At 62.9% G+C, this 10,782-nt stretch carries 12 protein-coding genes and 1 pseudogene; 5 read left to right on the top strand and 8 right to left on the bottom strand.

The window, feature by feature from the left end; genetic code table 11:
• Together DIE03_RS38865 and DIE03_RS38860 are read right to left on the bottom strand one after the other, a co-directional pair.
• Positions 1-1,634, bottom strand: a 1,634-nt coding sequence (locus DIE03_RS38865) for a hypothetical protein (protein WP_409364440.1), incomplete at its 3' end; no start/stop codon positions are given.
• 15 nt (positions 1,635-1,649) lie between these two features.
• On the bottom strand, positions 1,650-1,934 hold the full coding sequence (locus tag DIE03_RS38860; RefSeq protein WP_260434980.1) for a hypothetical protein: 285 nt from the start codon (positions 1,932-1,934) through the stop codon (positions 1,650-1,652).
• A 34-nt stretch (positions 1,935-1,968) separates the two neighbouring features.
• On the opposite strand from DIE03_RS38860, the gene DIE03_RS38855 reads away from it, so the two are divergent.
• Together DIE03_RS38855 and DIE03_RS30340 are read left to right on the top strand one after the other, a co-directional pair.
• Positions 1,969-2,505, top strand: a complete 537-nt coding sequence (locus DIE03_RS38855; RefSeq protein ID WP_260434979.1) for a YadA-like family protein — start codon at positions 1,969-1,971, stop codon at positions 2,503-2,505.
• 19 nt (positions 2,506-2,524) lie between these two features.
• Positions 2,525-2,914 (top strand): hypothetical protein, encoded by a 390-nt coding sequence (locus tag DIE03_RS30340; RefSeq protein ID WP_124455905.1) that lies wholly within the window; start codon positions 2,525-2,527, stop codon positions 2,912-2,914.
• Here the strand turns inward: DIE03_RS30340 and DIE03_RS30335 are convergent.
• The 5 genes and pseudogenes from DIE03_RS30335 to DIE03_RS30315 form a co-directional block, all read right to left on the bottom strand.
• Positions 2,830-3,453 (bottom strand): LysE family translocator, encoded by a 624-nt coding sequence (locus DIE03_RS30335; protein WP_124455904.1) that lies wholly within the window; start codon positions 3,451-3,453, stop codon positions 2,830-2,832. The two genes, DIE03_RS30340 and DIE03_RS30335, sit on opposite strands and share 85 nt — an antisense overlap.
• A 131-nt stretch (positions 3,454-3,584) precedes the next feature.
• Positions 3,585-4,217 (bottom strand): glutathione transferase, encoded by a 633-nt coding sequence (gene yfcF / locus DIE03_RS30330; protein ID WP_124455903.1) that lies wholly within the window; start codon positions 4,215-4,217, stop codon positions 3,585-3,587.
• Between the two features lie 91 nt (positions 4,218-4,308).
• Positions 4,309-4,713 (bottom strand): annotated as a pseudogene (locus DIE03_RS30325) (TIGR02594 family protein); the annotation flags it as partial.
• 242 nt (positions 4,714-4,955) lie between these two features.
• The gene (locus DIE03_RS30320; RefSeq protein WP_124455902.1) at positions 4,956-5,180 is read right to left on the bottom strand and encodes a hypothetical protein; all 225 of its coding nucleotides are present in this window, start codon (positions 5,178-5,180) and stop codon (positions 4,956-4,958) included.
• Between the two features lie 282 nt (positions 5,181-5,462).
• Complete coding sequence (locus DIE03_RS30315; RefSeq protein WP_006485974.1) at positions 5,463-5,666, bottom strand: cold-shock protein; 204 nt, start codon at positions 5,664-5,666, stop codon at positions 5,463-5,465.
• A gap of 374 nt (positions 5,667-6,040) precedes the next feature.
• Here DIE03_RS30315 and DIE03_RS30310 point away from each other — a divergent pair, with 374 nt between their 5' ends.
• The 3 genes from DIE03_RS30310 (at position 6,041) to DIE03_RS30300 (ending at position 9,656) form a co-directional block, all read left to right on the top strand.
• Complete coding sequence (locus DIE03_RS30310) at positions 6,041-6,952, top strand: LysR substrate-binding domain-containing protein (protein ID WP_124455901.1); 912 nt, start codon at positions 6,041-6,043, stop codon at positions 6,950-6,952.
• 132 nt (positions 6,953-7,084) lie between these two features.
• A complete protein-coding gene (locus DIE03_RS30305; protein WP_124455900.1) occupies positions 7,085-8,401 on the top strand; it encodes an MFS transporter in 1,317 nt (438 codons plus the stop codon).
• Positions 8,402-8,414: 13 nt separating this feature from the next.
• The gene (locus DIE03_RS30300; protein WP_124455899.1) at positions 8,415-9,656 is read left to right on the top strand and encodes an amidohydrolase family protein; all 1,242 of its coding nucleotides are present in this window, start codon (positions 8,415-8,417) and stop codon (positions 9,654-9,656) included.
• 200 nt (positions 9,657-9,856) lie between these two features.
• Here DIE03_RS30300 and DIE03_RS30295 read toward each other — a convergent pair whose 3' ends face one another.
• Positions 9,857-10,153 (bottom strand): hypothetical protein, encoded by a 297-nt coding sequence (locus DIE03_RS30295; RefSeq protein WP_124455898.1) that lies wholly within the window; start codon positions 10,151-10,153, stop codon positions 9,857-9,859.
• Positions 10,154-10,782 lie beyond the last annotated feature (629 nt).

Here is a 10,782-nt window from a genome sequence, read left to right as displayed (position 1 = left end):
ACCAACAGTAACGTGGCGAGCCTGTCGACCTCGGCCGCGGCCGGCATCAGCGCGGCACAAAGCGGTGTGAGCTCGCTGTCGACCAGCCTGACCACGACCAACAGCACCCTCGGTGCACTGTCGACCCAGGAATCGACCGACGTCGGATCGTTGTCGACCAGCGTGAATACGACGAACAGCAACGTGGCGAGTCTGTCGACTTCGGCAGCGGCCGGTATCAGCACGGCGCAAAGCGGTGTGACCTCCCTGTCGACCAGCCTGACCACGACCAACAGTACCCTCGGTGCACTGTCGACGCAGGAGTCGACCGACGTCGGATCGTTGTCAACCAGCGTGAATGCGACGAACAGCAACGTGACGAGCCTGTCGACTTCGGCTGCGGCTGGCATCAGCGCGACACAAAGCGGTGTGACCTCCCTGTCGACGAGCCTGACTACGACCAACAGCACCCTCGGTGCACTGTCGACCCAGGAATCGACCGACGTCGGATCGTTGTCGACCAGCTTGAATGCGACCAACGGCAACGTCAGCTCGTTGTCGACGGGCCTGAACACCACGAACAGTAACGTGACGAGCCTGTCGACCTCGGCCGCGGCCGGCATCAGCACGGCGCAAAGTGGCGTGACCTCGCTGTCGACGAGCCTGAACACGACCAACAGCACCCTCAGTGCACTGTCGACGCAGGAATCGACCGACGTGGGATCGCTGTCGACCAGCTTGAATTCGACCAACGGCAACGTCAGCTCGCTGTCGACGGGCCTGAACATTACCAACAGCAACGTGGCGAGCCTGTCGACGTCGGCCGCGGTCGGTATCAGCACGGCACAAAGCGGTGTGACCTCCCTGTCGACGGGCCTGAACACGACCAACAGCAACGTGGCGAGCCTGTCGACGTCGGCCGCGGCCGGCATCAGCACGGCGCAAAGCGGCGTGACCTCTCTGTCGACCAGCGTGAATACGACGAACAGCAACGTGGCAAGTCTTTCGACATCGACCGCAGCCGGCATCAGCACGGCGCAAAGCGGTGTGACATCCCTGTCGACGGGCCTGAACACCACCAACAGCAACGTGGCGAGCCTGTCGACGTCGGCCGCGGCCGGCATCAGCACGGCGCAAAGCGGCGTGACCTCCTTGTCGACCGGCCTGAACACCACCAACAGCAACGTGTCAAGCCTGTCGACTTCGGCCGCGGCCGGCATCAGCACGGCACAAAGCGGTGTGACCTCGCTGTCGACAAGTCTGATCGCGACCAACAGCAAAGTGGCAAGCCTGTCGACCTCGACCGCGGCCGGCATCAGCACGGCGCAAAGCGGCGTAAGCTCGCTGTCGACTGGCCTGAACACGACGAACAGCACGGTCGGCTCGCTTTCCACGAGCTTGAACACGACGACCGGCAGGGTCAACTCACTATCAACGAGTCTGAACACGACCAACAACAACGTATCGAGCCTGTCGACATCGGCATCGACCGGAATCAGCGCGGCGGCGAACGGCGTGACCTCACTCTCCACGAGCCTGAACACGACGAACAGCAATCTGGCGTCGTTGTCGACCTCGTATTCCGGCTCGATTGCCTCCTGGCTCAACAAACTGAACGCGGTCAACAACAGCCTGTCGACGTTGAGCCTTTCCACATCGACCAGCGTGGTTCAGCTCTTCACCGGCGTTGCATCTCTCTCGACCAGCTTGAACACGACAAACGGCAAGGTGGCGACGTTGAATACCGCGGTGACATCGCTGTCGACGGGATTGGCCTCCCTGTCCACGCAGATAAACTCCCAGGGGTCCGGCAAAGCCGCGGTGCAGACCACGAGCACGCCTACGGCTACCGCGCTCTCGACATCGACCTCGACAAGTGCCAGTACTGCGCAAAGCACCCCATCGACGGGGACGGCTTCGCTGTCTACCAGCTCGACCTCGCTCTCGACCAGCACGAAGGCAGTCGTTGCCGCGCAAGCAGATCAGGGCATGTCGGCAAATCCGGTCGCGACAGGCGCCGCAGCACAGGTCGTCAACGGCTCCGCCACGGCAGCGGGCACCAACGCGCTCGCCTCGGGGACGAACTCCGTTGCGCTCGGCGCGGGAGCGATAGCAACAGCGGAGAATTCGGTCGCGCTCGGCGCGGGCTCAATCGCGACCGAATCGAACACGGTGTCGGTGGGCTCGCCTGGCAACGAGCGCAGGATCACGAATCTGGCGCCCGGGATGAACCCGACGGACGCAGTCAACATGTCGCAATTGGGCGCCGTGCAGTCGAACGTGAATCAGGTGGCAAGGATGGCCTATTCCGGAATTGCCAGTGCCGCCGCGCTGACGATGATTCCTGAAGTCGATCCCGGGAAGACACTCTCGTTCGGCATAGGTACCGCCGGCTTCCAGGGATATCAGGCAGTGGCCCTTGGCTTTACCGCTCGAATCACGAACAACCTGAAGGTCAAGGGAGGGGTGGCGATCAACGGTGCGGGCGGAAATACGTACGGTGCTGGCGCAGCCTACCAGTGGTAAGCGACGCATACGCTCTCGGGTGAACAATCATGCGAATCGGAATTCGGTTTTCACGCATGCCGGCCTGAACGTCTGGGCAAACGGCCTCGGCCAGAACGTGTTCTATCTGGCCCGCTTGTTGCGCACGTTGCCGTTTGTCGAAGGACGGATGATTTATCGGCCACGTAGCGCCGTGCACGAAGCGGGCAAGGCACTCGGCGTGGATCGAGCGATCGTCGATCGCGTTGCCAAGCAACACCAATGGTTCGACGCGCGCGCAGACCTGCTGCGGCGCGTCGTCGAGGCCGGCCTCGCCCACAAAAATGCGGACAGGTTCTCGCTGCGTTACCGATCCAGCGCCAGCTTCGCGCCGAGCCCCAGCAGGATCGTCCCCATCACCGCGTCGATCGGCTTGCGCAGTTTCGCGTAGCCGATCTGCACGCGGTTCGTCGAGAACAGCACGGCGACCGTGCAAAACCACGTCAGCGAGACAGCGACGACAACCGCCAGCGTCGTGCCATGCACCCACGCCGGTGCGTGTGCGGGCAACAGCGTGACGAACAAACTGCCGAAAAACGCTGCACCCTTTGGATTGGTCAACCCGACCAGCAGCCCTTTCCGGTACGCATGCACGCCGCCTCGAACAACCGGCTGGCTCGCGGATTCGGCCTGTTGCGCCGACTGTCGCAGGCCCGACAGCGTCTTGATACCGAGGTAAATCAGGTACGCGGCACCAGCGATGCGGATCGCCTCGTACAGCCACGCAAGCTTCGCGACGATCAGCCCGAGCCCGAAAATCGCCATCGCCGCCCAGACCGCATGCGACGACGCGATACCCAACGCGGCCAGCAGGCCCGCACGGCGATTGCCGAGCGCATGGGACGAAACAGCGATCAGGTCGGGGCCGGGGCTGACGCACGCCAGCAACATCACGCCGCCGACTGCGGCGAGTTGGGGAAGATAGCTCATGGCGGTTCGGGCGGATTCGTTTGTGAAAGGGGGAAGCCGACTCAATCCGGCATGCCGATTTTCGGCGCGTACGGCGTGCCGTCGGGCTGCGTCGTTTGCCGCGCCGCCGACATGCCGCTTGCCTCGGCGAATTACAGCGCCGGTCGCTTCAGCTTCACCCAGCGCTGCACCGACGCCCGCTCCCACTGCGCACGCGCATAGTCGGCAAGACGCTGCGGCACCGGATCGTCATTCAGCACCAGACGGTTCAGCATCACCGCCAGATCGACATCCGCGATGCTCCACTCGCCGAACAGGTTCGCCGCGCCCGGCGCGAGCAGTTTGTCGGCAGCCGCGAACAGCTTCTGCGCGGCGGCCTGCGCGAGACTCGACAGCGGCTCGCTCGACGGGCCGTAGAACAGCACTTCGGTCGACCGTTCCGTGCGGATCGGCATCAGGTCGCTGCGCAGCCATGCCTGCACCTGGCGCGCCCGCGCGCGCTGGCGCGGCTCGGCCGGATAGAGCCGCGTGCCCGGGAAAGTCTCGTCGAGATACTCGGTGATCGCCGACGATTCCGACAGCGCGAAATCGTCGTGCACGAGCGTCGGCACGCGTTGCGTCAGCGACGTCGCCGCATAGTCCGGCGCGAAATGCGCACGGTTGCCGAGATCGACGGTCACCAGTTCGTACGGCAGCGCTTTTTCCTCGAGCGCGACGAAAACCGACATCGCATAAGGGCTCGTGTATTGCGCATCCGCGTAGAGACGGAGATTACCGGTTTGCACTGCTGGCTCCTTGTGGGTGCGGAGGCCGGCGACGGCGGGTTGGCGCGCCGACGGGCTCCGGGTGGGTCAATGCGGTGTGCGGCAGATTGGCAGCGGCCGGCCAGCGGTAGCCGATCACTTCATGCAACGGGTACGCGAGTTCGCGCACTTCTTCCAGCTGGTTGCCGCCGAACAGGTGAACATGCTCGGCGTCGTGACGCAGGTAGAAACCGACGTGCCCTTTCCAGCTCGTCGGATCGTCGCGTGTCAGGATCGCGATGCAGCCGTAGACCGGGCGCTCCAGCGGCCGGCCCCATTCGAGCCATGAGCGTGCGAGCGCGGAGCCGGTGCCGCGGAACCCGGCGTGGGTCATGCACCAGTTGACGAAGGACGAGCACCAGGAAATCTTGTCGTCGTAGCCGACCAGGTTCGTCTGGTTGTTGTATTCGACGATACGCGGGTTGATGCTGCCCGGCGGGTGGCGGCGGATACCGAGTTCGGCCAGCGCGACAGGCATCCAGGGTGAGTGGGCGGTTGCTTCCGGGGTGCCCTCGGCGGTCGATTGGGTCACGGCGGTCTCGCATATTTGGGATATCGGCAATCTTCGCACAAATGCGGAGGTTGGCAGCACCGTTCGGTCCGCCCTGGCCGCTCAGGTCGTCGCGCAAGAACCGGCCGCACGCGAGGTTCGGGCGCGCGTTGTCGTGCGCGCCCGGAGGACTCTATATGCGTTGAGTATTCGGCACTACCGCGTTGCCTTTAACCGCGCGTGTCGACCCAGCGGCGCGCCCAGCGTGCCGAGTGCCGCAGCGCTTGCGCTTCGCTCGGGAAGTAATCGAGCGAATAGAACTGGTAGCGGCCTTCGGCAGACGCGCCATCGACGCGCTCGAGCAGCAGGTTGGCGGAAAAACTGCCGTCGGGCAAACGATGCGCCGAGGGCTGGACGGCATAGCCGTTGTATTGATGATTGTGTTTGGTTTGCATTTTTAATTTTAATAATGAACGACTGCGCGCGTGCCGTGCGAAATGCGCACGGATACGCCGATTCAAAGCCATTGCGAGCTGAATCTGAAAAGCAGTCGGAAAGCGAAAATCAGGCGTTGCGGCCGGAGGGGGGAATGAAGTGCAACGAGACGTGTGGCGCTTGGCCAGCTGCCGACTTAACAGCGGCAGCCAGGAACAATCGCGCCAACTTTAGGAGACCAGGCTCCGTGAGGATGTCGCTGCGACCCGGCGCCCATTATGGGAGGCCGGGCCCTTCAAACTTTACAGCGGCTTGATGTTGGCCGCTTGCAGACCCTTCGGGCCTTGCTTCGTCTCGAAGCTCACCTTCTGGTTTTCAGCCAGCGTCTTGAAGCCGTCGGCACGAATTTCCGAGAAGTGAGCGAAGAGGTCGTCACCGCCGTTGTCCGGCGTGATGAAGCCAAAGCCTTTGCTGTCGTTGAACCACTTGACGATACCGGTATCCATGAAGATTCCTTGATAAAAAAATAGAGAGATTTGCTCTGTTGAAGAGCGCGTGAAGCGTCAAGGAGGGAGAGGACAACGAATACCGCTTGGAGGAGCGAGCAATTGATGAACAGCAATCGGACTTCTTGGACTTCGACGCATACACTAACCGCCGGGCAGGTGCGCGTCAACCGCTAACTTGTAACTGTTTTACCTCGCGATCCACTTTTCGGCGAAGCGATGCGGCCCTAACTGGCTGCGCGCGTTGCCTGGCCGCTCGCGCGTCGTACCCGATCTCCGCACGAACAGGCTGATCGGCAACGCCCTTCCCGCCGGGTCATTTCCGTTCGATTCGCCCGTATCATGTCGATAGCGCCCCCGATTCCCTGTCCGCCATGCGCATCACGCCTCTGCCGCCTCTTCAGTGCCTGATCGCGTTCGAAGCCGCCGTGCGGCACGCGAGTTTCACGAAAGCCGCCACCGAACTGCACCTGACCCAAAGCGCGATCAGCCGCCAGATCCAGCAGCTCGAGGAATTTCTCGGCCGCTCGCTGTTCGTTCGCGAACACCGTTCGCTGCGGCTCACGATCGCCGGCGAGCAATACGCGGCACAAGTCCACCATCTGCTCACGCAATGCGCGCAAGCCACGCACGACGTAATGAAACCGTACGGCGATCTCGAACTGACGATCGCGTGCTCGTCCGGCGTCGCGCTGCTGTGGCTCACGCCGCGGCTACCGAACTTTCGCGCCACGTATCCAAGCATCAAGCTGCGCCTGATCGTGCGCGATGGTCTTGCATCGATGTCGCCCGCGGAATTCGACGTCGGCGTCTACTACGTGCGTCAGCAGGCGCCGGCCGAATACACCGCGCGCCGGCTGTTCGACGAAGAAGTGTTCCCCGTCTGCGCGCCCGGCTATCTGGCCGGCCGCACGCTCGACGCGGCCGATCTCGCGAACGAAACGCTGCTGCGCCTCGAAGACGGCCAGCGCCAATGGATGTCGTGGTCCGAATGGTTCGACATGAACGACGTCGACCGGCAGAAAGCGCAGCCGCAGGACATCACGATCAACTCCTATCCACAAATCGTGCAGATGACGATTCTCGGCCAGGGCGTGTCGCTCGGCTGGCGCTACATGATCGACGCGTGCATCGAAGCCGGCCTGCTCGTGCGCGTGACGGAAGCGTCCGCGAGCCACGGCGGCGGCTACTACGTGATCTCGCCGAACGACCGCGCGCAGAACCAGGCCGCCCGCCTGTTCACCCGCTGGCTGTTCGAACAGGCAGAGCAGCAGACCGCGCCCTGAATGCCCCGAGCGCGACGCATGCGTGCAGCGCATGCAGGCATGCGAATCTTTCGTTTCAGAAAAAAATCCGGCTGTCCTTAGCATGGGATTCACGCGGGGCAGCCGTCCCGTCTTCTGACCAAGGAAGAGACCATGCAAGGAACGCTTTCCCCGCGCGCCGCGCCTTCCGTCGATGCGGCGGTGCAACAGCGCCGCCGCGCCATCGTCGCGACCGTGATCGGCAACGGCCTCGAATGGTTCGACTTCACCGTCTACAGTTTCTTCGCGGTGATCATCGCGAAGCTGTTCTTCCCGACCGGCAACGAACTGACATCCGTGCTGCTCACCGTCGCGACGTTCGGCGTGGGCTTCTTCATGCGGCCGGTGGGCGGCATCGTGCTCGGCGTCTATGCCGACAAGGTCGGACGCAAGGCCGCGCTGTCGCTCACGATCCTGCTGATGGCCGCCGGCACCGCGCTGATCGGCATCGCGCCGACCTACGAACAGGCCGGCATCGCCGCGCCGCTCATGATCGTCGTCGCGCGGCTGCTGCAAGGCTTCTCGGCCGGCGGCGAGATGGGCGGCGCCACCGCGTTCCTCACCGAATACGCGCCGCCGGAGAAGCGCGCGTATTACTCCAGTTGGATCCAGTCGAGCATCGGCTTCGCCGTGCTGCTCGGTGCGGCGACCGGCACGTTCGTCACGACGTCGCTCGACACGCAGGCGCTGCATAGCTGGGGCTGGCGGCTGCCGTTCCTGCTCGGGATCATCGTCGGGCCGGTCGGTTACTTCATTCGCAGCCATCTCGACGAGACGCCCGCGTTCAGCGCCGTCGAATCGCAGGCGAAGGAAAGCTCGCCGCTGAAGGAAGTGCTGCACACGTATCCGCGCGAGACGTTCGCGAGTTTCTCGATGGTCATCCTGTGGACCGTCTGCACCTACGTGCTGCTGTTCTACATGCCGACCTATTCCGTGCGCACGCTGCATCTGCCGCAATCGACCGGCTTCACGGCCGGCATGGTCGGCGGGCTGATGATCATGTGCTGCTCGCCGATCGTCGGGCGACTCGCCGACGCGTGGGGGCGACGCGTATTCCTGTCCGGCTCGGCGCTCGCGATCCTCGTGCTCGCGTGGCCGATGTTCTCTTGGATCAACCATGCGCCCGGGTTCGTGTCGCTGATCGTGTTCCAGGCCGTGTTCGGCGTGCTGATCGCGACCTATACGGGGCCGATCCTCGCGGCATTCGCGGAGCTGTTTCCGACCAAGGTGCTGTCGACGGGGTTATCCGTTGCGTACAACTTCGCGGTGACGATCTTTGGCGGCTTCGCGCCGTTCCTGATCACGTGGCTCATCGCCCGCACCGGCAGCAACATGGCGCCTGCGTTCTACGTGATGCTCGCGGCGGCCGTCAGTTTCGTCGGCACGCGCTTCGTGAGGGATGCGAAGCGTGCGGCCGCAACGACTCGATAAGGATTTTTCCCCCATGACCATTACCGTGCTTCAAGGCGGCAACGTACTCGACCTCGAACGAGGCGTGTTGCTCGAACATCATCATGTCGTGATCGAAGGCGAGCGGATCGTCGAAGTCACCGATCGGCCGGTGGATTTGCCGAATGCGCAGGTGATCGACGTGCGCGGCAAGACCGTGATGCCGGGGTTCATCGATTGCCATGTGCATGTGCTGGCGTCGAACGCGAACCTGGGCGCGAATGCGACGCAGCCGAATATTCTCGCGGCGATTCGGTCGCTGCCGATTCTCGATGCGATGTTGTCGCGTGGGTTTACCAGTGTGCGAGATGCGGGGGGCGCGGATTGGAGCCTGATGCAGGCGGTCGAGACGGGGCTGATTCCTGGGCCGCGGATTTTTCCGTCGGGGAAAGCGTTGTCGCAGACCGGCGGGCATGGTGATTTCCGGCCTCGCGGCGATGTGCTGGAGCCCTGCTCCTGCTGTTTCAGGACGGGCGCGATTGCGCGGGTCGTCGATGGCGTCGAAGGCGTGCGGCTCGCCGTGCGTGAGGAGATTCAGAAAGGCGCGACGCAGATCAAGATCATGGCGTCAGGCGGCGTGGCTTCGCCGACCGATCCGATTGCGAACACGCAGTATTCGGAGGACGAGATTCGGGCGATCGTCGACGAGGCCGAGGCCGCGAATACTTATGTGATGGCGCATGCGTATACGGGGCGGGCAATTGCGCGGGCCGTGCGATGCGGCGTGCGGACGATCGAGCACGGGAATCTCGTGGACGAAGCGGCTGCCACGCTCATGCATGAGCGTGGGGCGTTCGTGGTGCCGACGCTGGTGACTTATGACGCGCTGGCTAAACACGGGGCGGAGTTCGGGATGCCGGCGGACTCCATCGCGAAAGTGGCTTCCGTGCAGCAGAAAGGACGCGAGTCGCTTGAGATCTATGCGAAGGCCGGCGTGAAGATGGGGTTCGGGTCGGACCTGCTCGGCGAGATGCATGCGTTTCAGTCGGGCGAGTTCCGGATTCGGGCGGAGGTGCTTGGGAATCTGGAAGCGCTCAGGTCGGCGACTACGGTGGCGGCGGAGATCGTGAATATGCCGGGGGTGCTTGGGGTGGTTGCCGTGGGGGCGATCGCCGATCTCGTCGTGCTCGATGGCAATCCGCTCGAGGATATCGGGGTTGTGGCCGATGAAGGTGCGCGGATCGAGTATGTGTTGCAGCGGGGAGCGGTTGTGAAGCGGCGGGCTGGCGGGCGGTAATGTGAAGCCATTTTGCTATTTCGGCGTGCGCGACGCGGCCTCACGGGCCTTTCGGTCGTGACAGTTGTTGAAGGTCGCTTTAGGGGTGAGTCGCGGCGTTTGCGGCGATGGCCGGGGCTGTGTCGCCCCGGCGGTCAATCGCGTTCGGGAAACGTATGCATTCCACTCGCTAGAGCCGTTTCAGGCGGCCCTTGCAGGTGTTATTCCGGCGCCGGTTCCCAATCAGGATCGTGGTACGGCTGCTCTCGCAACGCCAACTGGCTGTAGTCCGGCGTGATCGTGATCGACCGGTCGACGTCGCTGACTCTCAGGTACACGCGGTCGCCCGGCTTGAATCCGAAGATCTTGAAATTGATATCGATCGCCTTCATCCACGGCAGGTACGGCCAGCCTCGCTTGGGAAGATCCGGGTAGTTGCGCAGGACCAGCTCAAACGTCTCCTGCATGTTGACCGGTTTGTTCTTTCTACGACGTGTCTTACTATTGGCGTCAGCCATTTCCGACTCCTGGTGTGAGTTGGTGGTGGTCAGCGGGTCGTATGGGTTGCCGCCCATACGGCCCGCGCTTCTTTGATGCCTTGGGTTTCCCCTTCTTTCTCCCCTCTTCGCTGTGTCTTGTTGGGCAAGACTTTTATCGACCATCGGGGTGGAGGGGACTACGTTCAGCATCCGATGGTGAGAAGCAAGGCTTCATGACCAGTGTAGTCGGGCTGGCATCTCAGAAAAGGGGAAATGAGGGGGATTGGCCGTTAGGCATAGGGGTGCGCGCGGCACGCGGCTCCTTCGACCGTGCTGGAGCAGATGTCGTTGTAAGAGGAAGCTTTCCGGTCCCGACAGAACTAACGAGTGAGGCTTGGTGACCTGCTTCATTTGTATAGGCCGAGACCTGACCGATCGGTCAACGTCAGATAGATATCGGACAATGCGACCCCCGTCACCAATGGCGGTGATGGCCCCTGAACCGCCCTTTGGGCCGAAGCGGCAGTGCCGTCCACTTTTGATAGTCAAGCGGACGCCCGTTCGTATGGAGTTGATTACTGCACTCCGGCGACTGCAGAAATTCGCCTATCAGCGACGGCGAGGCACCACCGAGTTACTTGCTTGGCATTCAAGCTTGCTTACGCAAC

Origin of the sequence: Burkholderia sp. Bp8992, from assembly GCF_003853705.1 — a bacterium.
Classification (GTDB): domain Bacteria; phylum Pseudomonadota; class Gammaproteobacteria; order Burkholderiales; family Burkholderiaceae; genus Burkholderia.
The sequence above is the reverse complement of the archived record's forward strand: the minus strand, read 5'-3'. Positions and strand labels throughout refer to the sequence as shown.